We start from the raw sequence: 26,077 nt of genomic DNA on the forward strand, positions 1-26,077 counted from the left end.
GCGCTCTAACTGTGAGATCTGGATAGTTCTGTCGGCTGATTATCCAGAATTACCTGCGCAATTGCCAGACGCAATTGCCATGAGTACGCTATATGATGACTGCACCGGGGGGGGGCGGCTGAGTTATACTGTATCCCCAATGAAACTAATCCTCATCGTCCTCGGCTGCATCTTCCTCGCGCTTGCGGTGCTGGGGGTGTTTCTGCCTTTGCTTCCGACCACGCCCTTCCTGCTGCTGGCCTCGGCCTGCTTTGCGCGCAGTTCGGAGCGGCTGCACAAGTGGCTGCGCAATCACGGCGCGCTGGGGCGCTATTTGACGGATTTCGAGGACGGGCGCGGCATTCCCTTGCGCGGCAAGGTGCTGGCGCTGGGGCTGATGTGGCCTTCGATGGTGTATTCGATGTACCGCGTACCCTACATCGGCTTGAAGGTGATGCTGTTCTTCATCGCCTGCGGGGTCACGGTTTACCTGCTGAGACTGCCGACCACGCCGCAGCAGGACGCGGCGCCGGTCAGCTCTGGGGAACGCTGACCAGGCCGGGTCTTGCGAAGCGGCGGCGTTCGTAGCGGATGATGTCCAGTTCATCCGGGGCAAACACCCGTTCGTTCAGCTGGTGGTCGCTGTCCCAGACGCAGAATATGCCCACTATCGCCTCGTCGCCGCATTGCAGTTCCTCGTAGGCGCCGACGACCAGCATTTCCGGGCCGCCGCCGCGTACCTGCACCATGTCCCCTTCTTTGAACCGTTCCATTTACGCCTCGCGAAGTGTCAAGGTTGCCAGGAATGGCTAGTGTAGCGCTTTCAAATGGGGACTTGGTGGCGGCGGCGCCACGGTTGAGGCTAGATCGATAGTTCTTCCTTGCGTTCAGCCATTTGCTGGCCTAGCTCCTCCAGGTCCAGCTTGGCCTTGCGCACTTTCGGGAAGACTTCGCCTTCTTCTTCCTGAACGTGATGTTCGATCATCTCGGACAGCACTTTCACTTTTGCATCGTACAGGTCCTCGCCCGGATCCATGGCTTCGATCTCGGCGATGAGCTGCTTGGCCGAGCTGTGCTCGACAACGGCCTCATCGATCAGGTCTTCAAACTCCTTGCCGGCTGCGCGGACGGCCGGATAGAAGATTTCCTCTTCCACGGTGGCATGGACAGTCAACTCCTTGCAGATTTCGTCCGCCAGGCGTTTTTTGCTGACCACGGCGCGGTCCGTCATGCTTTCAAACTGTTCAAACAAGTCCTTGACGTGCTCATGGTCCGCCGTCAGCAGGCTGATAGCATCGGTGTCGCCGGCTTCCGTAGGGATACGTTTCGGCATGGCTTTGGACTGGGATTTTTCGGTACGCATGTTGGCCTCCTCAGGCTGTAAGTTGAACTAGGCAGCGCCAGTTTGGCGGGCGCGCTGCAATGACTCGGTGCGCTAGCTCACGTTACTCGAGCATCTTTCCTATGTTCCCGAGGAACTCAGTGCAGTCCTACGCGCTTATTGCTTGCGCTCCGATTTTTTCGGGAAAACACGGCGTGCATGATGCGGCCATACCGGCAATAGTGCCGGTTTATTGAAACTCGACAGGAGAATGCATCATGCCTAATCAGTCCAAGGACGATAAAAAACGCGGCGGCAAATCGAGCGGTTCGCGTTCCGGCACCCAAGGCGGCACGCACGAGCAGCACGTTGAGGCGGGCCGTCAAAGTCACAAGAATGACAACGCCAGCTCGTCGGGCAGCAAGCAGTCCGGCAGCTCCGGCAGCTCTTCCGGCGGCGGCAAGCAGAACCGTTAATGTAGTGCAGGCAGTGCCTGCGACAGTTGTCGCATAAAGCGATTGCAGGGATGCGACAACTGTCGTATGATGGCGTCTCTAGTCACATAGGAGCAATCCATGTCCACGCCATCGGTAACCGAATTAAGCTTGTTGAAATGCTTGTGGAAGGAGCAGCCGCTGAGCGCGCGCGAAATCCACGAGCGGGTAGTGGATGAACTGGAGTGGTCATATTCGTCCACCCGCAAGACGCTGGACCGGATGCTGGAAAAGCAGATGGTGGCGCAGCAGGCCGTGCACGGCGTGAACGTGTACACGGCGGCGCTGGAGAAGGTGGCTACGCTGGCCGCTTTCGCGCATGACTTTGGCAAGCGCGTCATGGAGATGGATGCGCCGCTGCCGGTCAATATGTTCACGGGCAGCAAACTGGTGGACCGGCAGGAGTTGGCCGCACTGGATCAATTGCTGCAAGACTGGCCTGCGGAGAAGGACTGAGCATGCCGTCGATTTCCCCTGTCTTGTTTTTGCTGGCCAGCGCTACCTGCCTCGTGGCGGGGGCGCTGGCGTGGGCGCTGTTGAAGCTGGCGGAGCGGCTGTGGCCGGGCATTGCGGCGCAGCGCGCGGTGTGGCTGCTGGCGCAGCTGGCGGTGGCGGTGACCTTCGTGCTGGCGCTGCTGCCGCGCAGCGCAGAGATCAGCGTGGTGCCGGCGATTGAGCTGTCGCCGGCGGAGCGCAGCGGGCCGCTTCAGGCATCGGCAGTGCCGGGCGTGCTGGGGCCGATTGGCCGGGATGCGCTGGACAGTGCCGCAGGCGATTCGGAGCTGGACGGCGCGCCCGTGAACGCGATGCCGCGCTGGCTGTCCCTGTTGTCGCTGGCCTGGCTGGCAGTTTACGGTGCGGGCTTGCTGTATGCGGCCGGCAGTTGGGCGCGGGCGCAGCGGGCGTTGCGGGCCTTGCTGCGCACGGCGGACCGCGTGAGCAGCGCCGCGCTGAATACGCGCCAGGGTTTCGCTGAGGTGTCGCCGTATCGCGGGCCGCCGGTGCTGGAGACGCCTGTGCCGGTGTCGCCCATGCTGGTGGGCCTGCGGACTCCGCGCTTGCTGCTGCCCAGCCACCTTTCACAGTTCGACGCGCAGCAACAGCAGCTGATCGTGGCGCATGAGCTCACGCACTGGCGCCGCCGCGATCATGTGTGGCTGCACGCGAGCCTGCTGTTGCAGACGCTGTTCTGGTTCAACCCTGCGGTGCGCCTGATGCGCGCGAAAATGAATTGGGCGCAGGAGCTGGCGTGCGACCAGCAGGTGCTGGCTGGCCGTCCCGTTCAGCAGCGCCAGAGTTATGCTGCGGCCCTGGTGGCGCAGCTGAAGCTGCAGGAAGCGATGGTGTCGAGTGGATATTCGGCGTCGGCGTTTGGCGGGGCAGGGCTGGCGGCGGTCAGCGAGAGGATCAGGCTGATACGCGATGGCGGAGCCGGCGTGCTGGGCGCGGCGGGCAAGACGCTGCTGGGTGGTGCCACCGTGGCGCTGCTGGCGGCCAGCGTGCTGCTACAGCCGGCATTCGCCTGGCGCGCTGCCGATGCGGGCGGGCAGGCGGGCGACGGCGGGGGCAGCATCACGGTGCCGCCGGATGTGGGCGTGGGTGCAGCTGTTGCCGATGCTGCCGGTGTCGCCGGTGCAGCGCGCGCCGAAACCGCTGCACCCGCCGCCACCGCTGACGCTCTGCCGTCCTGGCGGTCGCCGCTGGATGTGGCGCGGGTCAGCAGCTTCTACGGCCCGCGCAGCAAGCCGCTGGCGTCGAGCAACGCCTTTCATCGCGGGATCGATTTTGCGGCGCATCGCGGCACGCCCGTGCTGGCGCCCGCGGCGGGCAAAGTGGTGGAGTCCACGGCGCTGTATGATGGCCAGGCCAAGTACGGGCAGGTGCTGGTGATCGACCACGGCAACGGCCTGCGTTCGATGTACGCGCACCTGGACCGGCGCTCGGTGCGTGTGGGGGACGCCGTGGCAGCTGGCCAGCAGATCGGCCTGTCCGGTGCTACGGGGCGGGTCACCGGGCCGCACTTGCATCTCGAAGTGCAGCGTGACGGCGCGCACGTGGATCCGGCACGGCTGATCGCCAACCTGGACGCCAGCGCTTTCCCTTCGGCGCTACGCGCGCGTTCGGCCGCACTGGCCAACTAATTCCCTTTGTTTCAACGAAGTCCATGCCTGCGCGGCAGGACTTCGCACGTCCCTACGTTTGAGGAGATCTATGAAAGTACGCATTTGTGCGCTGGCGGTTGCAGTTGTCTTTCCGCCCGCTGCGGCCGCGCAGGCGGTGCAGCAGGTGGAGGTTGCAGGCACCCGGCTGGATCAGCGCCGCGAGGAGACTGCGGCCGCCATCATCATCGGGCCGCAGGAATTGCAGCGCCAGGGCGACCGCACATTGGCCGATGCGCTGAAGCGCGTGCCGGGCATTACGATTGGGGAGGGCGGCGGCAAGGGCTCGGAGATCCGCATGCGGGGCCTGGGCAATGGCTATACGCAGGTGCTGCTCAACGGCGTGGCCGTCCCGCCGGGTTTCAACGTGGAGAGCCTGGCGCCGGAGCTGGTCGAGAAGGTGGAGATTCTGCGTAGCGCGTCGGTGGAACTGGGGACGCAGGCGATAGCGGGCACGGTGAACATCATCTTGCGCAAGAGCGCGCCGCGCGCACGCCAGGAGGCCAAGCTCGGCGTCGACGCGCTGGCGGGAACGCGATCGCCAAGCTTGGGCTGGCAGGCGTCGGACAAGGGAGGCGGCAGCAGCTACACGGTGGCGGCAACGGCCAGCAGGACGTCCACACCGGACACGCGGGTGGAGTATGAAACGGTGGACGCGCTCGCTGGCCAGGGCGGCGCGCCGGCAGTGTCGCGTGTGAGCCCGCAGCGCAATGTCAACATAGCGCGAGCGGCCAGTGTGGCGCCGCGCTTTACCTGGACACGGGGCGGCGACACGCTGGCCTCGCAGACTTTCGTGAACCTGTACGAGCGCACGCAGGGCGTGGAGGCGCACGAGCTGGTCCTGGCCGGCGCGCCGACGCAGTTTCCCGACAATGGCCGCCACGTGGTGCTGCGCGGCGTGCTGCTGCGCAGCGACCTGACGTGGCAGCGCGCGCTGGAGCAAGGTGCGCGCGTCGAGGCGAAAGTGGGCGTGCTGGCCAATCCGCGCAGCTCGGATTTCGAGTTCCATTCGCTGGCCGGCGGCGTGCATTCGGGCGACCTGAAAGTGGTGCACGCGGATATCGGCGAAGCCGGCCTTACCTTCAGCGGCAAATACCAGCTGCCGCTGGGTGGCGGCCACGCGCTGGCGGTGGGCTGGGACGGCGGCCGCACGCGGCGCACGCAGAGCCGGGAGGAGCAGGATCACACCACGGGCATGGCGTACGATGAGCGCTACCGCGGCTTGATCACGCGGCTTGCGGTGTTTGCGCAGGATGAGTGGGAACTGGGCCAGGATTGGTCGCTGTCGGCCGGCGTGCGCTGGGAGGCGCTGGAAACGGCGGTGGCGCAGCGCGGCGCGGGCCAGATCGTACAGCGGTCACCGGTTGTCAGCCCGGTCGTGCAGGGCATGCTCAAGCTGACGCCGCAGCAGCAGCTGCGCTTGGGACTGGCGCGCACTTTCAAGGCGCCGACCATGGTGGATCTGATCCCGCGCCGCTATACGACCGATAACAACAATAGCGCCACCAATCCCGACACCCAGGGCAATCCGGCGCTGCGGCCGGAGCTGGCCTGGGGCCTGGACGCTGGCTACGACCACTATTTCGGCAAGGATGGCTTGTTCAGCGCCAGCGCTTACGCGCGGCGCATCGAGGACGTGACGTTGCCGCTGCTGTTCAGGGACGGTGCGCGTTGGGTGCGCACTCCGTCGAACCAGGGGCGGGCGGATGCGTATGGCATGGCGCTGGAGGCAAAGGTTACGCTGTCCCCGGCGTGGGCAGTGCGTGGGAATGTGGCGCGCAACTGGTCGCGTGTGGCGGACGTGCCGGGGCCGGACAACCGGCTGGACCGCCAGGCGCCGCTTAGTGCGAATGTGGGCGTCGACTGGCAGGTCTTTCCGGCGCTGAAGGCTGGCGCGGATCTGAATTATCAACGCGGGGCGCGGACGCAGGTGTCGGTGGCGGAGGCGTCTTCCGTCGGCAGCGTGCGCAAGCTGGATCTGTATGCGGTCTGGCAGCTGGACGGTGCGACGCGGCTACGGTTGGGGGCTGTTAACCTGCTGCGGCGGCAAACCGTGGAGTGGAGCGCGGCGCAGTTGGGCAGTGCGGCCTTGCCGGGCGGCGTGCAGCAGGTGCTGACCCGCACCGATGTGTCGCCGACGCTGCGCGTGGGCCTGGAGCGCAACTGGTAGCAGGCGGCTGCAAGGCACTCGTCGGCATTTGCGAGCGCTTGTCGCGGGGCCGCGGGCGTTCGTCGCATGCGGCCCCAAAACGCTGCTGATTTTGGCAAAGTGGCCAGCATGACAATTCGGTCATGCCATGGGAGAATGCCTTATGAAACCTCATTTTGTTATATCGGCCGCACTGGCCGCTGTCTGTGTGCTGGCGCTGGCCCAGCCGGGCGCTTCGGTGCCGGAACCGTGGATCGTGGCGGGCAAATCGCCCGAGATGTACCAGGCCGGCGTGGATGCCGACGGCAGCGGCAGCGGCAACAAGGGTGCCAAGTACCTGCGTATGGTGAAGGGAGACGGCAAGAGCTGGGGCACCTTGATGCAGCAGTTCTCGGCCGAGCAGTATCGCGGCAAGCGGGTGCGCCTGCAGGCGGACGTGATGACGCATGCGGTGAGCGACTGGGCCGGCTTGTGGATGCGCGTGGACAGGCCGCAGATGCACGGCGCAGCCTTCTACAACAGCCAGGACAAGCCCATGAAGGGCACCATGGTGTGGGAGCGCCGCAGCGTGGTGCTGGACGTGGCGGAGGATGCCACCGTGGTGTCGCTGGGGGTAATCAGCAGCGGCTCGGGCGAAACCTATATCGACAATCTCAGCCTGGAAGTTGTGGGCAAGGACGTGCCGGCCGACGCTTTCACGCGCACCCGTAAGCTGCCGACGGAGCCTACGCTGTGACGGCGGGCGCGGCATCGCCGGTGGTGGCGGAGTTGGGCCCGGCCCAGGCGTTGCTGCGCCTTGGCGGGTGCTCCTGGCGCCAGGCGTCGGCCAGTGCTGCGCTGCTGCTGTTGCTGTGCGTGGCCGCGTGGCGCATGCGGACGCTGGCCTGGCTGGCGCTGTTCGGGGCCTTGCTGGCCGCGCTGGCCGTCGGCACAGCGGTGCTGATGCTGGTGCGGCTGGTGCTGCCTACGCAGCGCGCGGCGCAGGACGGCGGCTGGTGGTGGGCCTGGGGCGGATTGGCGGCTGCCCTGGCTGCCGGTGCTGGCAGCGCGGTGCTGGTGTATCGCGGCCTGGCGCCGTTGCTCGGTAGTCGCAGCCTGGCGGACGGCCAGGTATTCGGCAGCGCGCTGGCGTTGTGCACCTTGTTGCTGGCGGTGCCGCTGGCGGTGCTGCGTCGCCAGTCGCAGGCGCTGCAACTGGCGACGCTGAAGCAGGCCGCACTGGCGGCGGAACTGAAGTCCCTGCAGGCGCAGGTGGAACCGCACTTTTTGTATAACACGCTGGCCAACACCCGCTACCTGGCGCGCCACGAGCCGGCCAAGGCGGTCGACATGCTGGACCATCTGATCGCCTATCTGCACACGGCGCTACCGGACATGCGCACGTCCGTCTCCACACTGGGGCGGGAGTGCCAGCTCGCGGAACACTATCTGGCGCTGATGGCGATCCGGTTTGGCGAACGCATGTCGTACGAGGTGTCGTGCCCGGAGGTGCTACGGGCCGCGGCCATGCCGCCGCTGATGCTGATGTCGCTGGTGGAGAACGCGGTGCGGCATGGCGTGGAAGCCAAGCCGGGCGCCGTGAGCGTGCACGTGAGCGCGGCCGTGCATGGGGACAGCCTGCATGTGCTGGTGGCTGATAGCGGCGCAGGCCTGGCCGAGGCGGTGTTCGGCAGCGGCGTGGGCTTGCGCAATGTGCGCGAACGGCTGGCGGCGCAATATGGTGCGCGGGCCGGATTTGAGCTGCGTACCGGCAGCGCCGGCCAGACCGAGGCCGAGTTGCGGCTGCCGCTGGCTTGGCAGGAGGCGGCCCGTGCCGGCGCCGACGCTGCGGCCCTGGCCGTGACAGGCATCGCGGCTAGTTCCGGCGCAGCGGCTGCGCCACTGACTGAAATGGCGGCATGAACGATTTTCTTGCGCCGCGTCCGCGCGTGCTGATTGCGGATGACGAGCCTTTGCTGCGGGCGGAATTGCGCGAGGCGCTGCGGCAGCTGTGGCCCGAGGCCGAGCTGGTGGGCGAGGCGGCCGACGGCTACGAGGCCTTGCGCCTGGCGCAGCAGCTGGCGCCCGACGTGGCCTTTCTCGATATCCGCATGCCGGGCCTGAGCGGGCTGGAACTGGCGCGCACTTTCTCGGCGCGCACCCACGTGGTGTTCGTGACGGCTTACCACGAGCACGCGGTGGCGGCGTTCGACGAGGGAGCGGTGGATTACGTGCTCAAGCCGGCCGATCCCATCCGCCTGGCGCGCTGCATTGCGCGGGTGCGCGAGCGCCTGCGCCAGCCGCCGCCGGATCTTACACGCCTGATGGCGCGCCTGCAGGCCAAGCCGGCCGCGCCGTGCTGGCTGCAGGCTTCCATCGGGCAGACCATCCATTTTATCGATCTGGCGGACGTGATCTATTTCGCCGCCGAGGCCAAGTACACGCGGGTGGTGACGGACACGCTGGAAGCGCACATTCGCACGCCGCTCAAGGAGCTGGCTGAAACGCTGGACGAGGCGGGCTTCTGGCAGGTGCACCGCAGCCACGTGGTGGCGGTGAAGCGCATCTCGGCGGCCAGCAGGGATGGCGACGGCGCGCTGTGGCTGTCGCTGCGCGGCCACGCCGCCAGGCTACCCGTGAGCCAGCGTTTTCAGCACCGTTTCAAGGGAATGTGAAGCTACGCCTACGGTGCGGGCCTGTCGTAGTTGCGGTATTTGCGCTTGCGCGTGATGGGATTGCGCGCATATTGCAGGACGCCGGAAACGGCGGCCGTCACCAGGCCCAGTGCGGACAGCCACAGCACGGTGGGGTTTAGGCCGTCGTCGGCGCTGGTTGGATGCCGCTTGTACGGGTCGATGGCGTCCAGGTCCGCGTCCTGGCGCGGCAGGTGCAGGAGGCTGGCGTTGGCGTCGCCGGCTTGCGCGCGGGAGAAGTTTGCCGGGGTCAGGTAGGCCTGGGAGATGTTGTTGGCCGCCGCCAGCAATTGCGGTTCGGCGGGCGCCAGCGCTTCGAATGGCGCAGCGGCGGCTGCCGGGGCAGCGGCAGCGCCTGCCGTGCCGGATGCGGCGGGAGCGCTGCGGGAAGCGGGGATGGTGCCGATCCCGGCTGCGCTCATGGCGGCGGCGCCGGCCGACTGTGCGCCCGTAGCCAGCCAGCCGGCTGCAAGCAGCAGGCACAGTTGGCGGACGGTTGGGGTGCGGCACATGGGGGTCTCCGGAAGGATTTCACTATAGGCAATTATAGTTTCCTATGTTTATCATGGTAGTCCTTGCCGTTGATCAAGTAAACAAAAAGCCGCGACTGGCGCGGCTCCGTAGAGGGCTGTGAGGGGAAGGATGTTGCTTTTCGGCTACTTCAAGCCGTGGCGTCCGGCGGCGTGGCGCTCAGCTGGTGCGCCCATTCCAGCACGGCGCGCACGCGGGCGCCCAGCAGGGAGCGCGCCTCGTCCGCGTCCACCCAGCGGAATTCGTCATGCTCGGGGAAGCCCAGTTCCTCGCTCACGCCCAGCACCACGTCGCGCGTGGCGCTTACGGCCAGGTAGTAGCGCGCCACCTTGCCGTCGCCGTACGGGGCGGTTTCGATGAACTGCTCGCCCCAGGGGAAGGACAGGTCCTGCAGCGTGGCTTCCTCGTAGATTTCGCGCTGCGCCGCCAGGAACGGCGACTCGCCCGGCTCCACCATCCCCTTCGGGAAGTCCCAGTACTGGAAACAGCGCATCAGCAGGTAGCGGCGGGCCACGCCGCTGCCATGCAGCACAACCGCGCCTGCCGAGAGCGATTTCTGTTTCATGGGCGTGCGGTCACAGGGAGGGTCACAGGAAGCGGTCCAGGATCTTTTTGCTGTGCTTGTCCAGCTCGTACTGGTTGCGGATCAGGAAGTGGATGCCGTGGTTGTCCGACACCAGCAGGGTATCGGTGCCGATGCGGCGGATGTCTTCCTCGCCGCGCAGCACGAACTCGGTGTGGCCACGGTTGGTGTCCACGGTCCAGGTGCAAGGGGTGGCGTAGCTGGTCACGGCCAGGATGCGGGCGATTTCGGGCATGAACTCGCGCCCCTGCAGCTCGTCGCGCACCAGCGCCGCGTTGGACGGGTCCAGGTCGGCCAGGCTGTCGATCCAGGCGATTTCCTTGCCGTCCGTGGTCACCAGGGAAATGCCCTGCTCGGGCGCCTGGATGGGGAAGGCGCGCACCGGCGCCACGTTCTCGTGCACCACGCCGGCGGCGTCGGTCAGGTTCAGGTGGCCGAAGGCGTCGCGCGCCAGGGTGAAGTTGTGGATGCTCAGCGTGGTCATATCAGTCGTCATGTCGTTTTCCCGGTGCATCGTCAAGGTCGGTGTCGACGTTGCGTGCCTGTGCCATGTACAGGCGGTAATAGGCGCCCTCGGCGGCCATCAGCTCGTCGTGCCCGCCTTCTTCCACCACGCGGCCGCGGTCCAGTACCACCAGGCGGTCCGCCTTCTGCAGCGTGGACAGGCGGTGCGCGATGGCGATGGTGGTGCGGCCGGTGACCAGGTTGTCCAGCGCTTTCTGGATTTCTTTCTCGGTTTCCGAGTCCACCGAGGCGGTGGCCTCGTCCAGGATCAGGATGGGCGGATCGATCAGCAGCGCGCGCGCAATCGAGATGCGCTGGCGCTCGCCGCCGGACAGGCCCTGGCCGCGCTCGCCCACCATGGAATCATAGCCTTGCGCCAGGCGCAGGATGAATTCATGGGCGTGCGCGGCGCGCGCGGCGGCGATGATCTGCTCGCGGGTGGCGTCCGGCTTGCCGTAGGCGATGTTCTCGGCAATGGTGCCGAAGAACAGGAAGGGTTCCTGCAGCACCAGGCCGATGTTGCGGCGGTAGTCGGACACGCCCAGGGCGCGGATGTCCACGCCGTCCAGCAGGATGGCGCCTTCGGTCACGTCGTAGAAGCGGCAGATCAGGTTGACCAGCGTGCTTTTGCCGGAGCCGGAGTGGCCCACCAGGCCCACCATTTCGCCCGCCTTGATGTTGATGTTGATATTGCGGTTGACGGCCCGGTTGCCATAGCGGAAGCCGACTTCGCGCAGCGCGATATTGCCCTGTACCTTGCCCAGCTTGACCGGCTTGGCCGGTTCCGGCACCGAGGACACGTGGTCCAGGATGTCGAAGATGCGTTTCGCGGCGGAAGCCGACTTCTGGGTCACCGAGACGATGCGGCTCATCGAATCCAGGCGGCCGTAGAAGCGGCTGGAGTAGGCAACAAAGGCGCTCAGCACGCCGACCGTGATGTGCGATTGCGACACCTGGTAGATGCCGAACACCCAGATTACCAGCAGGCCCAGCTCGGTGAGGAAGGACACGGTGGGCGAGAACAGCGACCAGACCTTGTTGAGCTTGTCGTTCACGGCCAGATTGTGCTTGTTGGCCACGCGGAAGCGGCCCGCTTCGCGCGATTCCTGGGCGAAGGCTTTCACCACGCGGATGCCGGGGATGGTGTCGGCCAGCACGTTGGTCACTTCGCCCCACACGCGGTCGATCTTTTCGAAGCCGGTGCGCAGGCGGTCGCGCACCAGGTGGATCAGCCAGGCGATGAAGGGCAGCGGCAGCAAGGTGATGGCGGCCAGCCACGGGTCGATGGACACCAGGATCACGCCGGTCATGATGATCATCAGCACGTCCGAAGCGAAGTCCAGCAGGTGCAGCGAGAGGAACACGCAGATCCGGTCCGATTCGCTGCCGATGCGCGACATCAGGTCGCCGGTGCGCTTGCCGCCGAAATATTCCAGCGACAGGCGCAGCAGGTGCTCATAAGTGGTGGTGCGCAAGTCCGCGCCGATGCGCTCGGACACCAGGGCCAGCACATAGGTCTTGCCCCAGCCGAGTATCCAGGCCAGCACCGCCGAGCCCAACAGGCCACTCATGTACATGGTGACCAGCATCTTGTCCACCGGCTTGCCGTTCTGGTAAGGAATCAGCACATTGTCCATCAGCGGCATGGTCAGGTAGGGCGGGATCATGTGCGCGGCCGTGCTCAGCAGCATCAGCAGGAAGCCGGCCAGCAGCGGCCACTGGTAGGGCTTGGCGAAGCGCCACAGGCGGAACAGGGTCCAGGTGGATGGCGGCGTGTACACCACCTTGGTGCAGATCGGACATTCGTCCTGGTCCGGCGCCAGCGGGGCCTTGCAGGACGGGCAGATGTGCTCCTCGTCCTGTACCATGGGCTGGCCGCTCACGGCGCTCTCGCGCAGGGCGGCGAACTTTTCGGACAGGCGGATGGCCAGCAGGTTCTGGCCCAGGGTGAAGCGCCAGTTGGCCAGGCGGCCTTGCTTGTTAAATAACTCCAGGTGGCCGACGCCCGCATGGTCGTGCAGTTTCAGCGTCAATTCCTGGGCGTAAGGCCAAGATTGCCATACCGTTTCCCCCGGCGCGCGTGCCATAATGCGGCGCTCGGTGACGAGGATGAGGCCCTTGGCGAAATGAAGACGCGCGTCGAGGTCAACCTCAAGCGCACTTGAAACGTTTTCCCCGGAGGAAAGTTGTGCAAGCACCTCGGACCGCCATACTTCTGGTAGCTCAGTATGGCTCAGTTCAGAGGAAAGCTGTTTTGTTATCATTGTGCAACATACTCCAGTGCGGGCTTTGCCAAGTGGCAAGGAAAGAGAAACAGTGGGAAAATAGCGAATCAGGAACTCGTAAGCGCGTCGTAGCCAGGCAGTGATTTACGGTATTCTGTCAGTTATTCATCATTTGACGAAATAAAAGAGGGGGACCGCCAAGTGCGGCCTGCTTTTGCGGAGTATACCGCAAGAGGTACAAGAGCAAAAACATGACAAAGAAGAAAGACATTGAATTTCTCCGTGTAACACACTTGCGCGGACCTAATATCTGGACCTACCGCCCGGTGATCGAGGCCTGGCTGGATATTGGCGAGCTCGAAAATTTCCCCTCTGACAAAATCCCCGGCCTGTACGAACGCCTCACCGCCGTGCTGCCGCACCTGGTGGAGCACCGCTGCGGTGTGGGCGAGCGCGGCGGATTCAACGAACGCCTGCGCGACGGCACTTATGCCGGCCACATCCTCGAACACGTGGTGCTGGAACTGCAGAACCTGGCCGGCATGCGCACCGGCTTCGGCAAGACGCGCCAGACTTCCGAGGACGGCGTGATCTACAAGATGGCTTTCCGCACCCGCCAGGAACAGGTGGGGCGCGCCGCGCTCGCCGCCGGCCGCGAACTGCTGATGGCCGCCATCGAAGACCGTCCGTACGACCTGGCAGCCACCGTGGCCGAGCTGACCGACATGGTCGAGTCGCTGTGCCTGGGCCCGAGCACGGCCAACATCGTTGATGCCGCCACCGACCGCAAGATCCCCTCGATCCGCCTGACCGACGGCAACCTGGTACAACTGGGCCACGGCTCGCGCCAGCGCCGCATCTGGACCGCCGAGACCGACGCCACCAGCGCGATTGCCGAAGGCATCGCCAGCGACAAGGATCTGACCAAGAGCCTGCTGGCCTCGGCCGGCGTGCCGGTGCCGGAAGGCGAATTGGTGCGCAGCGCCGAGGAAGCCTGGGAAGCGGCCGAGGACATCGGCCTGCCGGTGGTGGTGAAGCCCTACGACGGCAACCACGGCCGCGGCGTAACCCTGAACCTGACCACCCGCGAAGACGTGACGGCCGCCTACGAGCTGGCCGCGCGCAAGGGCGGCAGCAAGAGCGTGATCGTGGAGCGTTTCATCGCCGGCGACGAACACCGCCTGCTGGTGGTGGGCAAGAAGCTGATCGCGGCCGCCAAGGGCGAGTCGCTGTGGGTAACCGGCGACGGCCAGCATACCATCAAGCAGCTGTGCGACATGCACATCAATATCGACCCGCGCCGCGGCGAGACGGAAGATTCGCCGCTGGGCCTGATCAAGCCGCACGAGTCGGCCGAGATCATCCTCGAACTCAAGCGCCAGAACATGACGCACGAATCGGTGCCGGCCGCCGGCCACAAGGTGCTGATCCAGCCGAACGGCAACGTGGCGGTGGACGTGACCGACCTGGTGCACCCGGACATCGCCGAGATGGCCACTCTGGCTGCGCGCGTGATCGGCCTGGACATCGCCGGCATCGACCTGGTGACGCAGGATATTTCCCGTCCGCTGGAAGCGCAGGGTGGCGCCATCATCGAAGTGAACGCCAGCCCGGGCTTGCTGGCGCACCTGAAGCCGGCCGAAGGCGGCCAGCCGCGTCCGGTGGGCGCGGCCATTGTCGACCAGCTGTTTGCAGCGGACGACACCGGCCGCATCCCGGTGGTGGGCGTGGCCGGCGAGCGGCACAGCGTGCTGATCGCCAACCTGACCGCCTGGCTGCTGGAAGTGAGCGGCAAGTCGGTGGGCCTGAGCTGCGAGGAAGGCATTTACCTGAACGGGCGCAAGGTGCCGCGCGGGCCGCTGTCGGCTTGGGAGTCGGGCCAGCGCCTGCTGCTCAACCGTAATGTGGAGGCGGCCGTGTTCCACAATGGCAGCCGCATGATCCTCACCGAAGGCCTGGCCTACGACAAGTGCTCGGTTGGCATTGTCACCGACGTCGGCGGGCACGGCGAACTGTCGGAGTTCTACATTTCCGACGAAGATGATATGTACGGCGTGCTGCGCACCCAGGTCGACGTGGTGTTGCCGGACGGCGCCGCGGTGCTGAACGCGGCCGAGCCGCAAGTTGTGGAAATGGCCGAGCTGTGCGACGGCGCCGTGATCTTCTACGGCCTGGACGAGCAGTTGCCCGCCATCGTGGAGCACCGCCAGGACGGCGAGCGCGCCGTGTTCCTGCGCGCCGGCGGCTTCGTGCTGGCGGCCGGTGCCAACGACGTGGCGATGCTGCCCCTGTCGTGCATGCCGGCCAGCCAGAAGGGCAACGAGGAAGCCGTGCTGGCGGCAATTGCCGCCGGCTGGGCGCTGGGCCTGGAACCCGGCCTGATCGCCGCCGCGCTGCGCACCTTCAAGGCCAACTAACACACGTAGATCACGCAGATCACCCAGTTCACCATACAGGACACAGGTAATGGAAGTTATTCGCATCCGCGCGCTGCGCGGCCCCAATCTTTGGAGTCACCACACGGCGGTCGAAGCCATCGTCAAATGCACGCCTGACGAAGAAAACATCGACAAGCTGCCCGGCTTCGAAGTGCGCCTGCGCGCGCGCTTCCCGGGTATTGCCGCGCTGCAGCCGATCGGCCACGACGACGCGATTCCGATGGCGCATGTGCTGGAGCTGGCCGCGCTGGCCCTGCAGGCCGAAGCGGGCTGCCCGGTCACCTTCAGCCGCACCACGGCGACGCTGGAAACCGGCATCTACCAGATGGTGGTGGAATACACCGAAGAAGAAGTGGGCCGCCTGGCCGTGGAACTGGCCGAGCAGCTGCTGCAGGCCGCGCTGGACGACCAGCCCTTCGACCTGCAGGGCGCGCTGGCGCAGCTGCACGACCTGGACGAGGACGTGCGCCTGGGCCCGAGCACCGGCGCCATCGTGCAGGCCGCCGTGGTTCGCAACATCCCGTTCAAGCGCATGACCAAAGGCTCGATGGTGATGTTCGGCTGGGGTTCGCGCCAGCGCCGCATCCAGGCCGCTGAAATGGACTCCACCGGCGCCATCGCCGAGACCATCGCGCAGGACAAGGAACTGACCAAGAAGCTGCTGGACGCGGCCGGCGTGCCGGTGCCGCACGGCCGCGCGGCGGTGGACGAGGAAGACGCCTGGAAGGCTGCCAACGAAGTGGGCCTGCCGGTGGTGATCAAACCGAAGGACGGCAACCAGGGCAAGGGTGTGACGGTTAATATCACCACCCGCGAACAGGTGTTCAAGGCCTTCGCCGCCGCGCGCGAATTCCGCGAAGACATCCTGGTCGAGCGCTTCCTGCCGGGCCACGATTTCCGCCTGCTGGTGATCGGCAATAAACTGATCGCCGCCGCGCGCCGCGACCCGCCGCACGTGGTGGGCGACGGCGTGCATTCGGTGCGCGAACTGGTGGACCTGGTGAACGCCGATCCGCGCCGCGGCTCCGGCCACGCCACCTCGCTGACCAAGATCCGTTTCGACGACATCGCCCTGGCGCGCCTGGCGCTGCAAGGCTACGAAGCCGACTCCGTGCCGCCTAAAGGCCAGCGCGTCACACTGCGCAACAACGCCAACCTGTCGACCGGCGGCAGCGCCACCGACGTGACCGACGACGTGCACCCGGAGGTGGCGGCGCGCGCGGTGGAAGCGGCGCAGATGATCGGCCTCGACATCTGCGGCGTGGACGTGGTGTGCGACAGCGTGCTGCAGCCGATCGAGGCGCAAGGCGGCGGCGTGGTGGAAGTGAACGCCGCGCCGGGCCTGCGCATGCATTTGACGCCTTCCTACGGCAAGGGCCGTCCGGTGGGCGAAGCCATCATCTCGGCCATGTTCCCCGAGGGCGACGACGGCCGCATTCCCGTGGTGGCGGTGACCGGCACCAACGGCAAGACCACCACGGTGCGCCTGATCGCGCACCTGATGGCTTCCAGCGGCCTGCGCGTGGGCATGACCAATACCGATGGCGTCTACATCAACGGCCGCCGCACCGACAGCGGCGACTGCTCCGGCCCGCGCAGCGCGCGCAACGTGCTGCAGCATCCGGACGTGGACGCGGCCGTGTTTGAAACCGCGCGCGGCGGCGTGCTGCGCGAGGGCCTGGCCTTCGACCGCTGCAAAGTGGCCGTGGTGACCAACATCGGCGCCGGCGACCACCTGGGCCTGAACTACATCACCACCGTGGAAGACCTGGCGGTGCTCAAGCGCGTCATCGTGCAAAACGTGGACAAGAACGGCGTGGCCGTGCTGAACGCCATCGATCCTATCGTTGCGGGCATGGCGGCGTCGTGCAAGGGCAAGGTCACCTTCTTCGGCGCGGACCGCGAGCATCCGGTCATCGCCACCCACCTGGCGCAGGGCCGCCGCACCGTCTACATCGAAGACGGCCAACTGATCGCCGCCGAAGGCAAGCACGCCGAAGCGGTGGCGCTGTCCGAAGTGCCGATCACGCGCAACGGCGCCATCGGCTTCCAGGTGGAGAACGTGATGGCCGCCGTGGCGGCGGCATGGGGCGCCGGCATCGGCTGGGAGGCCATCCGCAAGGGCCTGGCCACCTTCGCCAACGACAGCGACAACGCGCCGGGCCGCTTCAATATGTTCACCTACAACGGCGCCACCGTGATCGCTGACTACGGCCACAACCCGGACGCCATGCTGGCGCTGGTGCAGGCGGTGGACGCGCTGCCTGCCAAGCGCCGTTCGGTGGTGATCTCCGGCGCCGGCGACCGGCGCGACGAAGACATCCGCCAGCAGACCGAAATCCTGGGCAAGGCCTTCGACGACGTCCTGCTGTACCAGGACCAGTGCCAGCGCGGCCGCGCCGACGGCGAAGTGGTGGCGCTGCTGCGCCAGGGCCTGACGGACGCGCCGCGCACCAGCCACGTCGACGAAATCAACGGCGAGTTCATCGCCATCGACAAGGCGCTGGCCCGCCTGCAGCCGGGCGACCTGTGCCTGGTGCTGGTGGACCAGGTGGAAGAATCGCTGGCGCACATCGCCAAGCGCGTAGCCGAAGCGTAAAGACAGCCGCACAAAAAAAAGACCCGCCGCGTGCGGGTCTAATCTTATCTGCCCGGTGCCGTAGGGCGGGTTAGCAGCGAAGCTGCGTAACCCGCCGGAGCCGCCGGAGCCCCCAAAGGACCACGATGGACGCTGACCAGCTGAAAACCCACTGTGCCCGGCTTCCCGGCGCCACTGCAACACTGCACGGCGCCCCGAGCAACATCCTGGTGTATGCGGTAGGAGGCAAGACCTTCGCCTACTTCAAGACCAGCGAGCCGGAGCGCTGGCGCTTCAGCTTGCGCGCCTCGCCCGACCGCTTCCTGGAATTGACCGGCGTACCCGGCGTGAAGCCCGCCCGGTACATGGGCCGTTTCCACTGGGTCACCATCGTCAACGTGCAGCACTTCCCGCAGGACTATCTGGCCGAGCTAGTGCAATGGTCCTACGACAAGGCGCTGTCGGGCCTCAGCAAGCCCAAGCGGCTGGCGGCATTGGCTGCATTGGCCGCCTGATCGCGGGCTATATGTCCCATCTAACAGATGGGGCGCACAAAACCCCTTAAAGTCGAATCGTTCACACGATTCCACTTGCATAGGGGTACAAAGATGAAGATTCCCAGCCTGCTTTCCTCCGCCCTGATAGGCGCTGTCGCCAGCGCGCGGTCCATGACGCCCATGGCGACCATCGCGGCGGCGCGCCTGGCGCACCGGCGTACCAGCGGGGAGTTGCTGCTCCTGGACCGGCCGGTGGTCAAGGCCGGTGCGCTGGCGATGGGGCTCGGGGAGCTGGCCGGCGACAAGATGAAGACTGCCCCGGACCGGACGGTGTTCCTCGGGCTGCTGGCGCGCGTCATGAGCGCCGGGATTGCCGGCGCGGCACTGGCCCCGAAAGGCCGGGAGCGTGCCGGCGCCGCGGTGGCGGTTGCGACCGCCGTCCCGCTTGCTTACCTCACGCTGGCTGCGCGCAAGCAGGCCATGGCGCGCATCGGGCAAACCCGCAGCGGATTGATTGAAGACGCGCTGATCGTGGCGGCCGGCGCTGCCATCGTGGCGCTGTCGACCAGGCCGCAGCAAGCGTAGCCGCTCAAGGCAGCCGGGAACAGCTACGCTGCCAGCTCCATGCTGCTGACCGGGGCGAGACGGGCGGTGGCGCCTTCGATGAACTCCGGCGCGAACACGCGCTTTTCAGCCACGCCGCCCGGGTCGTCGATCAGCTTGTGCAGCAGCTCGGCTGCTGCCGCAGCCATCTGCTGCATGGGGTGGCGCATGGTGGTCAAGTTGTAGCTGAGCCAGTTGGACGGTTCCACCGCATCGAAGCCGGCCACCGACAGCTGCGCCGGCACCGCCAGGCCCAGCTCGTGGCGCGCGCAATCCAGGCAGCCGATGGCCATCACGTCCGTGCCGCAGATGACGGCGTCCGGCGCGCGGCCGCCGTTGCGGGCGATAATTTCGCGCAGGCCCAGCTTGCCGCTGGCGTAATCGAAATGGCCACGCACGATGATGGGCTCGGGCAAGCCCAGCTCCGCCAGGCGTTCGCAGGCGCCGCGCCGGCGCTCGGTGGCCACCGCGTTGTCCTGCGTGCCGTCGATGATGCCGAAGATGCGGTGTCCGGCAGCCGCCAGGCGCGAGGCCAGCGCGCGGCCTGCCTCGTACTGGTCGCAGGCCACGGTGTTGGCGGTCTGGCCGCGCAGGCTGCGGTTGAACACCAGCAGCGGTACGCGGCGGCGCGCGAATTCCGCCACCTGCGCGTCGCTCAGCGTGGCGGCGGCGATCACGCCATCCACCTGGTATTGCCAGACATCGTTCATCACCGCATCCAGCTCGCTCTCGCGCTGCAGCGTGAACAGCAGCACGCGCTTGCCGCGCCGCGTCACTTGCTTGCTCAGTTCGGACAGCGCTTCGGGATAATACAGGTTGGCGGCGTTGGAAATGATGACCGCCACCATATTACTGCGCCGCGTGATCAGGCTGCGCGCGGCGGCGTTCGGGATGTATTCCAGGCCTTCGGCCGCTTTCATCACGCGCGCATAGGTAGTCTTGGACACGCTGGCGCCCGGCTTGAAGCAGCGCGACACGGCGGATTGCGACACGCCGGCCACCAGCGCCACATCATAGGACGTGACGCGCCGGTTATCGCGCTGGATGGCTGCCTTGTGCTCGGCAATATCGGGTGCCGGCTTCCTGGCGGGTTGGCGGGCTGATTTCAGTGCTGGCGCGTCTTTTGTTGTCATCGTGTCGTAAGGCCAGACGTTGCATGATTATAGTTGTTACCTCAGAATAACTTATAATCTTACTCTGTGGCAATAGAGTGCCACGAATTGGCGCGCAAGTGTCGCTATTTCGGCGCACAGCGGCTGCCGGCGCGGGGACGTAGCCGGACACGGCGGTTTCTGGTAGACTACCGCCCCTTTAGCATACTGGAAGAGAGACATGGCCATTGCTTGCGGAGTCGATTTTGGCACGTCCAATTCCACGGTAGGCTGGGTGCGTCCCGGCCACCCCACCATGCTGGCCCTGGAGGACGGCAAGACCACCTTGCCCTCGGTGGTGTTCTATAACGCCGAGGACGAGGAAGTGACCTTCGGCCGCGCCGCGCTGGCCGAATACCTGGCCGGCTACGAAGGCCGCCTGATGCGTTCGCTGAAAAGCCTGCTGGGCACCAGCCTGATCGACGGCCAGACCGAAGTGGGCGGGCGCGCGCTGCCGTTCCGCATGCTGCTGGCCAACTTCATCGGCGAGCTCAAGAAGCGCGCCGAGCAGGCGTCCGGCCGCCCGTTCACCTCGGCCGTGTTTGGCCGCCCCGTCCACTTCATCGACGACAACGCCGCCAACGACCAGCTGGCCGAGGACACGCTGGCCGAGATCGCCCGCTCGGTCGGTTTCAAGGACATCGCCTTCCAGTTCGAACCGATCGCCGCCGCTTTCGACTACGAGTCGCAGATCGACCGCGAAGAGCTGGTGCTGATTGCCGACATCGGCGGCGGCACCTCGGACTTTTCGCTGGTGCGCCTGTCGCCCGAGCGCGCGAAGAAGGCTGAACGGCGCGACGACATCCTGGCCACCGGCGGCGTGCACATCGGCGGCACCGACTTCGACAAATACCTGAGCCTGTCGGCCGTGATGCCGCTGCTGGGCTACGGCAGCCAGCTCAACAACAACAGCGAAGTGCCGTCCAGCTACTTCTTCAACCTGGCCACCTGGCACACCATCAACCTGGCCTACACCAAGAAAATGTGGAGCCAGCTGTCCGAGCTGGTGCGCGACGCGCGCGAGCAGGACAAGCTGGGCCGCCTGCAACGCCTGATCGACGAGCGCGCCGGCCACTGGCTGGCCATGAAGGTGGAAGAGGGCAAGATCGCACTGTCCGGCGCGGAGCAGGTGGCGCTGGAGCTGGAGCGCCTGTCGCCGCCGGTCACGCTGGACTTGAGCCGCAGCGGTTTCGATGCCGCCATCGGCCACCTGGTCGGCTCGGTCGAGCTAACCGTGCAGAAGATGCTGGCGGACGCGGGCGTGAAGCCGGAGCAGGTCGACACGGTGTTCTTCACCGGCGGCTCCAGCGGCGTGCTGTCGCTGCGCGAGCGCATCGGCGCGGTGCTGCCGGCGGCGCGCAAGGTGGAAGGCGACCTGTTCGGCAGCATCGGCGCCGGCCTGGCGCTGGACGCGGTGCGCAAGTTCGGGGGCGCGTGATGGCGGTGTACACCAAGCCCATCGTGATGATCGACTTCGAGACCACCGGCCTGTCGCCCGACATGGGCGACCGCATTACCGAAGTGGCCGCCTTGCGCATCGAAGACGGCCGCATCACGGCGCGCTATGTGTCGCTGATCAACTGCGGCGTGCGCATCCCATCCTTCATCACCGGGCTCACCGGCATCACGCAGCAGATGGTCGACAGTGCGCCGCCGGTGGGCGAGGTGGTGCCGGCGCTGCTGGAGTTCATTGGCGGTGACGCGCTGGCCGCGCACAACGCCAGCTTCGACGAAAAATTCCTGCGCGCCGAAAGCGCCCGCCTGGGCCTGGCGCCGGCGCACCAGGGCACGGTGTGTTCGCTCAAGCTGTCGCGCCGGGTGTTTCCCGCGCTGGGCAGCTACAAGCTGGGGCAGCTGTCCGGCCAGCTGGGCATCCGTTTCAAGAGCGCGGCCCACCGGGCCGAGTCGGACGCCGAAGTGGCCGCGCAAGTGCTGCTGCACATCGCCCGCCACCTGGGCGACACCTACGGCCTGCCGGCCGTGGCGCCCGAGCTGCTGCTGTCAGTGAACAAGCTGGCAGCCGCCAAGGTGCACGCCTACCTGCTCAAGCAGGCCGGGACCGCTGCGCCCTGCTGATGTTGCCATGACGATATCGATTCGTCATCACGATTGAGCGGGATCAAACGCGCGTCCGCCTGACTGACTAAGCTTGAGGCACACGCGACGCAAAGGGCCATCATGGACCACCGCCATTCCACTGCCGACAGCGGCGTTTTCACCTGGTATCGGGATGCGGCTGCGCGCGGCAATCCCTATGCCCAGTTCAACCTGGCCCTGCTCTACAAGAAGGGCCAGGGCGTGCGCCGCGACGAAGAAAAAGCCTTCGTCTGGATGCGCCTGGCCGCCCTGCAGGGCCTGGCCTTTGCCCAGAACCACGTCGGCGCCATGTACTACAACGGGCGCGGCACGCCTTGCCGCGACAGCGAGGCTGCGTTCTGGTTCCGCCGCGCCGCCGAGCAGGGCGAAGCGTCGGCGCAGCAGAACCTGGGGCAGATGTACCGCAAGGGCCGGGGCGTGCCGCGCAGCGAGGTGGCCGCGCTGGCCTGGTTCAGCCGCGCCGCCGAGCAGGGCGTGGCCAGCGCGCAGGCGCTGGCCGGCGAAGCCTATCTGCTGGGCCTAGGCACGCGCCGCAGCGAGCCGCTGGCCCTGGCCTGGCTGCGCAAGGCGGCGCTGCAGGGCGACGCTGGCGCGCAGCTGAACCTGGGGCTGATGCACCGGCGCGGCCAGGGCGTGCCGGCCAGCGACACGGCCGCGCTGGCCTGGTTCCGCCAGGCCGCCGCGCAAGGCCATCCGGCGGCGCAGCGCCAGGTCGGGGTGGCCTATGCCGAGGGGCGCGGCGTGGCGCCGGACCAGCGCCGCGCTTACTGCTGGCTGGCGCGCGCCGCCGCGCAGGACGACGTCGATGCGCAGTTCAACCTGGGCGTGCTGCTGGCAAACGGCTTCGGCGTGGACCGCGACGAGCCGGAAGCCTTCATCTGGTATCGCCGCGCCGCCGAGGCCGGCCACGCGCTGGCCCAGTACAACCTGGGTGCCATGTTCGCCCAGGGGCGCGGCGTAGCGGCCGATCAGGCCAGCGCGCTGGAGTGGTACTGCCAGGCTGCCGCGCAGGGCGTGGCGAACGCGCAGTTCAACGCGGCCGTCATGTACGCCAACGGCCAGGGCATGAAGCGCGACGAGGCACGCGCCGTGGCGTGGTACCAGGCGGCGGCCGGGCAGGGGGACGCCAGCGCTCTCAACAACCTGGGGGTGATGTATGCCAACGGCCAGGGCGTGGCGCGCAGCGACGGCGAGGCCGTGGCCTGCTACCGGCGCGCGGCCGAGCAGGGCCATGCGCTGGCGCAGTACAACCTGGGCGGCATGTATCGCAGCGGCCGGGGCGTGGCGCGCGACCCTGTGCAGGCCTTGATGTGGATTTCGCTGGCGGCCGCCAGCGGCAACCGCAGCGCGGCGGCGCAGTGCGAGCAGCTGCGCGCCAGGCTCGGCGCGGCGGACATTGTCGCCGCGCAGGCGCTGGTCGAACAGTTCCGGCCGGCCCGGGGCGGCCGAGCGGATAGCCAGGCGGCTTAGCGCCAGGCGCCCGGCCCGCGCGCTACGCCGGCTGGCGGCGGTCCACGAACAGGCTGTTGCCGTGGATCTTCTTGGCCTGCTTCTTCGCGTCCGAAGCCTGGGTGGCAATCTGGTGGTGCGAGTAATACTGGTGCGGTTCCACCCGTATCGTCCCAAGCGACAAGCTCATCAGTGAGTAAAACACCTTCTTGCCCTGCCTGTCCTCGCTGATGTAGCCGCCCCGGTCGCGGTCTTCCAGGCTGTAGTAGTCCAGCACACTGGTCTCGAAGTCGTCCAGGATGGCGCGGCAGCGCGCTTCCCAGTCCTCGCTCTGGAACAGCAGCATGAAGTCGTCGCCGCCGATGTGGCCGATGAAATCGCGGTCCGGATCGCAGTGGCTGCTCAGGATGCGGCCCGTCATCTGGATCACGTCGTCGCCCCTGCGGTAGCCGTACACGTCGTTGAAGGGCTTGAAGTGGTCCAGGTCGCAGTAGCACACCCAGAACCGGGTGCCGCTTTCCAGCAGGCGGTCGATGTGCTCGTTGATCGGCACGTTGCCCGGCAGCTGCGTGAGCGGATTGGCGTAGCGCGCCGCGTGGATCTGCATCTGCGTGATCTCGCGCATCAGGTCGTGGCCGGTGCCCATGCCCAGGTAGCGCCCGTGCTCGGTGATGATGAAGCCGTTGAACAGGTGGTGCGCGGCCGACTCCACCATGCGGTAGGACAGGTCTTGCAGGCTGGTGTCCTTGTCGGCGATCAGCGGCTTGGGGTCCATGAACTGGCGGCAGGATTTTTTGCCGTACAGTTCGCGCTGGTAGGGGCGCGCGAAGTGGTCGATCATGTCGAAGCGGCTGATCAGGCCCAGCGGCACGCCGTCGTCCACCACCGGGATGATGAGCAGCTTGGGCTCGGCCATGAAGATTTCGTAGACTTCATTGTTGTTCAGCGAGGGTGGGACCGCGGCCACCTCGTGCAGCAGCTTGGCGATGGTGGCGGCCTGCTTCTCGCCACTGCGCTGCGGATACACCGCCACGCCGTTGCGGCTCAGCGCCTTGGCCACCTCGGCCGGGAGCGTGCGTGCCGGCGCGCTGTGCGGGCGGCCCAGGTGGTAGCCCTGGCCGTAGGCCACGCCGATGTCGCGCAGCACCAGCAGCTCGGCCTGGGTTTCTATGCCCTCGGCAATCACCAGGGTGTCCGACTTGTCGGCGATTTCCTGGATCGAGCGCACGAACTGCAGCTTCACCGGGTCGTGGTTGATGCCCTGGATGAAGTGCATGTCGATCTTCACGTACTCGGGCCGCAGCTCGGACCACAGCCGCAGGCTGGAGAACCCTTCGCCCAGGTCGTCGATGGCGATCTGGAAGCCCATGTTGCGGTAATGCAGCACCGCCTCGCGCATCAGTTCGTAGTCATAGGTGGGCTGGTTTTCCGTCAGCTCGATGATCACCCGGTCCGGGTGGATGCCGATTTGATGAATATATTGCAAGGTCTCGCCGCGCGTGCCGTCGGGTTGCAGCAACAGGCATTCAGGGCTCACGTTCAGGAACAGCTTGCCCGGCAGCTGCAGCTCGGCAAAGCGCTCCAGCACCACGCGCCGGCACAGGTGTTCCACTTCCACGGTGCGGCCGCAGGCGCGCGCCGCCTTGAACAGGTTCATCGGCGAATGCAGCGGACTGTCCGACGGTCCCCGTATCAGCCCCTCATAGGCGATGATTTCGCCGTCCTGCATGCGGGCGATGGGCTGCAGCAGGGCGCTCAGCTGGCGGCGCTCGATGATGTCGTTCAGTTGCATACGCATCAGGGCGTCGTCGTCGGGGGCGGGGCGCAGATAGGCCACATTGTTCATGATAGGGAGGCAAGAAGCTGGCAAGGGAGTCAACCCTGCTATCTTATTCATGGAATATGACATGTTGATGAATTTGGGAAACTACTTAACGCGGCCCTGCCGCTGGCGCTACAATAGGTTTCCCGCTCCCGACCGTGTTTTCAGCAGATGACGATTTTGTTTCCCCGCCCGGCTGCCGCCGCCTTCTTCAGCCTGAGCCTGGGCTTCGGCCTCAGCGTGGCCCCGGCCGTGGCCAGCGCCTCCGGCGTTGCCGTCCATGTCGCCGACAGCACGGGCGCGCCGCTGGCCGACGCCGTGGCCTGGCTGGAGCCGGACGGCGCGGCCAGCCTGCCGAAGCCGCTCAAGCCCGCCGAGATCGAGCAGAAGGCCTTGAAGTTTATGCCGCTGGTGACCGTCGTGCAGACCGGCAGCCGGATCGAGTTCCCTAATAATGACAAGGTGCGCCACCACATCTACTCCTTCTCGCCGGCGCACAAGTTCGACCAGAAGCTGTACTCGGGCACCTCGGCCACCCCGCAGATGTTCGACAAGGCCGGGGTGGTGGTCCTGGGCTGCAACATCCACGACAAGATGGTGGCCTATGTGCGCGTGGTGGACACGCCGTACTTCGCCAAGGCCGGCGCCAACGGCGTGGGCCGGGTGGAGGCGCCGCCCGGCAAATACGTGCTCAAGGTGTGGCACTTCAATATGGCCGGCGGCCAGCCGGCCGAGCAGGCGCTGCTGGTCAAGGCCGGCGATGAAGCCGGCATGGCCAGCGTGCGCCTGGCCATGAAGCCGCCGGCCGCCGCCGACGCGCTGTAG

The 26,077-nt window shown here is 66.5% G+C and carries 24 protein-coding genes; 16 read left to right on the forward strand and 8 right to left on the reverse strand.

Features of this window, described 5'->3' with window-relative positions:
* Positions 1-139 precede the first annotated feature (139 nt).
* Positions 140-532, forward strand: coding sequence for a YbaN family protein (locus ASC94_RS01005; protein ID WP_056389462.1), 393 nt, complete (start codon positions 140-142; stop codon positions 530-532).
* Here ASC94_RS01005 and ASC94_RS01010 read toward each other — a convergent pair.
* On the reverse strand, positions 513-752 hold the full coding sequence (locus tag ASC94_RS01010; RefSeq protein ID WP_056389465.1) for a DUF2158 domain-containing protein: 240 nt from the start codon (positions 750-752) through the stop codon (positions 513-515). The two genes, ASC94_RS01005 and ASC94_RS01010, sit on opposite strands and share 20 nt — an antisense overlap.
* 89 nt (positions 753-841) lie before the next feature.
* Positions 842-1,342 carry a hemerythrin domain-containing protein gene (locus ASC94_RS01015; RefSeq protein WP_056389468.1) on the reverse strand — a complete coding sequence of 167 codons (501 nt, stop codon included), beginning with the start codon at positions 1,340-1,342 and terminating at the stop codon, positions 842-844.
* Positions 1,343-1,578: 236 nt separating this feature from the next.
* On the opposite strand from ASC94_RS01015, the gene ASC94_RS01020 reads away from it, so the two are divergent.
* The 7 genes from ASC94_RS01020 to ASC94_RS01050 all read left to right on the forward strand — a co-directional run bounded on the left by ASC94_RS01020 (position 1,579) and on the right by ASC94_RS01050 (position 8,756).
* Complete coding sequence (locus tag ASC94_RS01020; RefSeq protein ID WP_056389470.1) at positions 1,579-1,776, forward strand: hypothetical protein; 198 nt, start codon at positions 1,579-1,581, stop codon at positions 1,774-1,776.
* A 99-nt stretch (positions 1,777-1,875) separates the two neighbouring features.
* Positions 1,876-2,250, forward strand: coding sequence for a BlaI/MecI/CopY family transcriptional regulator (locus tag ASC94_RS01025; RefSeq protein WP_056389473.1), 375 nt, complete (start codon positions 1,876-1,878; stop codon positions 2,248-2,250).
* A 2-nt stretch (positions 2,251-2,252) separates the two neighbouring features.
* Entirely contained in the window at positions 2,253-3,935 is a 1,683-nt protein-coding gene (locus tag ASC94_RS01030) for a M23/M56 family metallopeptidase (RefSeq protein WP_082615994.1), read from the forward strand.
* A gap of 70 nt (positions 3,936-4,005) precedes the next feature.
* Entirely contained in the window at positions 4,006-6,123 is a 2,118-nt protein-coding gene (locus ASC94_RS01035; protein WP_056389480.1) for a TonB-dependent siderophore receptor, read from the forward strand.
* Between the two features lie 142 nt (positions 6,124-6,265).
* On the forward strand, positions 6,266-6,838 hold the full coding sequence (locus ASC94_RS01040; protein WP_056389483.1) for a hypothetical protein: 573 nt from the start codon (positions 6,266-6,268) through the stop codon (positions 6,836-6,838).
* Positions 6,835-8,004 (forward strand): sensor histidine kinase, encoded by a 1,170-nt coding sequence (locus tag ASC94_RS01045; protein WP_056389487.1) that lies wholly within the window; start codon positions 6,835-6,837, stop codon positions 8,002-8,004. The genes ASC94_RS01040 and ASC94_RS01045 overlap by 4 nt, the downstream gene beginning before the upstream one ends.
* Positions 8,001-8,756, forward strand: a complete 756-nt coding sequence (locus tag ASC94_RS01050) for a LytTR family DNA-binding domain-containing protein (RefSeq protein ID WP_056389490.1) — start codon at positions 8,001-8,003, stop codon at positions 8,754-8,756. Before ASC94_RS01045 ends, ASC94_RS01050 begins: the two co-directional genes overlap by 4 nt.
* Positions 8,757-8,764: 8 nt before the next feature.
* On the opposite strand, the gene ASC94_RS01055 is transcribed toward ASC94_RS01050, so the two are convergent.
* The 4 genes from ASC94_RS01055 to ASC94_RS01070 form a co-directional block, all read right to left on the reverse strand.
* Entirely contained in the window at positions 8,765-9,286 is a 522-nt protein-coding gene (locus ASC94_RS01055) for a hypothetical protein (protein ID WP_056389494.1), read from the reverse strand.
* 149 nt (positions 9,287-9,435) lie between these two features.
* On the reverse strand, positions 9,436-9,870 hold the full coding sequence (locus tag ASC94_RS01060; protein WP_056389497.1) for an NUDIX domain-containing protein: 435 nt from the start codon (positions 9,868-9,870) through the stop codon (positions 9,436-9,438).
* A 22-nt stretch (positions 9,871-9,892) separates the two neighbouring features.
* Complete coding sequence (locus ASC94_RS01065; protein ID WP_229417123.1) at positions 9,893-10,384, reverse strand: DUF1854 domain-containing protein; 492 nt, start codon at positions 10,382-10,384, stop codon at positions 9,893-9,895.
* Complete coding sequence (locus ASC94_RS01070) at positions 10,374-12,656, reverse strand: ABC transporter ATP-binding protein (protein ID WP_082615996.1); 2,283 nt, start codon at positions 12,654-12,656, stop codon at positions 10,374-10,376. Before ASC94_RS01070 ends, ASC94_RS01065 begins: the two co-directional genes overlap by 11 nt.
* A gap of 212 nt (positions 12,657-12,868) precedes the next feature.
* Here ASC94_RS01070 and cphA (ASC94_RS01075) point away from each other — a divergent pair, with 212 nt between their 5' ends.
* The 4 genes from cphA (ASC94_RS01075) to ASC94_RS01090 all read left to right on the forward strand — a co-directional run bounded on the left by cphA (ASC94_RS01075) (position 12,869) and on the right by ASC94_RS01090 (position 18,715).
* The gene (gene cphA / locus ASC94_RS01075) at positions 12,869-15,034 is read left to right on the forward strand and encodes a cyanophycin synthetase (protein WP_056389506.1); all 2,166 of its coding nucleotides are present in this window, start codon (positions 12,869-12,871) and stop codon (positions 15,032-15,034) included.
* Between the two features lie 49 nt (positions 15,035-15,083).
* Entirely contained in the window at positions 15,084-17,654 is a 2,571-nt protein-coding gene (gene cphA, locus ASC94_RS01080; protein ID WP_056389510.1) for a cyanophycin synthetase, read from the forward strand.
* 125 nt (positions 17,655-17,779) lie between these two features.
* Positions 17,780-18,148, forward strand: a complete 369-nt coding sequence (locus ASC94_RS01085; protein WP_056389513.1) for an MmcQ/YjbR family DNA-binding protein — start codon at positions 17,780-17,782, stop codon at positions 18,146-18,148.
* A gap of 93 nt (positions 18,149-18,241) precedes the next feature.
* Entirely contained in the window at positions 18,242-18,715 is a 474-nt protein-coding gene (locus ASC94_RS01090; protein ID WP_056389516.1) for a hypothetical protein, read from the forward strand.
* A gap of 23 nt (positions 18,716-18,738) precedes the next feature.
* Here ASC94_RS01090 and ASC94_RS01095 read toward each other — a convergent pair whose 3' ends face one another.
* Positions 18,739-19,866 carry a LacI family DNA-binding transcriptional regulator gene (locus ASC94_RS01095; RefSeq protein WP_056389519.1) on the reverse strand — a complete coding sequence of 376 codons (1,128 nt, stop codon included), beginning with the start codon at positions 19,864-19,866 and terminating at the stop codon, positions 18,739-18,741.
* A gap of 199 nt (positions 19,867-20,065) precedes the next feature.
* Here ASC94_RS01095 and ASC94_RS01100 point away from each other — a divergent pair, with 199 nt between their 5' ends.
* The 3 genes from ASC94_RS01100 to ASC94_RS01110 all read left to right on the forward strand — a co-directional run bounded on the left by ASC94_RS01100 (position 20,066) and on the right by ASC94_RS01110 (position 23,451).
* Complete coding sequence (locus ASC94_RS01100) at positions 20,066-21,322, forward strand: Hsp70 family protein (RefSeq protein WP_056389524.1); 1,257 nt, start codon at positions 20,066-20,068, stop codon at positions 21,320-21,322.
* Complete coding sequence (locus ASC94_RS01105; RefSeq protein ID WP_056389527.1) at positions 21,322-21,960, forward strand: PolC-type DNA polymerase III; 639 nt, start codon at positions 21,322-21,324, stop codon at positions 21,958-21,960. The genes ASC94_RS01100 and ASC94_RS01105 overlap by 1 nt, the downstream gene beginning before the upstream one ends.
* 102 nt (positions 21,961-22,062) lie before the next feature.
* The gene (locus ASC94_RS01110; protein WP_056389530.1) at positions 22,063-23,451 is read left to right on the forward strand and encodes a tetratricopeptide repeat protein; all 1,389 of its coding nucleotides are present in this window, start codon (positions 22,063-22,065) and stop codon (positions 23,449-23,451) included.
* A gap of 22 nt (positions 23,452-23,473) precedes the next feature.
* Here the strand turns inward: ASC94_RS01110 and ASC94_RS01115 are convergent, their stop codons facing one another.
* Positions 23,474-25,276, reverse strand: coding sequence for a GGDEF domain-containing protein (locus tag ASC94_RS01115; RefSeq protein ID WP_229417124.1), 1,803 nt, complete (start codon positions 25,274-25,276; stop codon positions 23,474-23,476).
* Positions 25,277-25,423: 147 nt separating this feature from the next.
* On the opposite strand from ASC94_RS01115, the gene ASC94_RS01120 reads away from it, so the two are divergent.
* Positions 25,424-26,077, forward strand: coding sequence for a methylamine utilization protein (locus tag ASC94_RS01120; RefSeq protein WP_229417125.1), 654 nt, complete (start codon positions 25,424-25,426; stop codon positions 26,075-26,077).

The organism is Massilia sp. Root418 (assembly GCF_001425265.1).
In the GTDB taxonomy this organism is placed as follows: domain Bacteria; phylum Pseudomonadota; class Gammaproteobacteria; order Burkholderiales; family Burkholderiaceae_D; genus Rugamonas.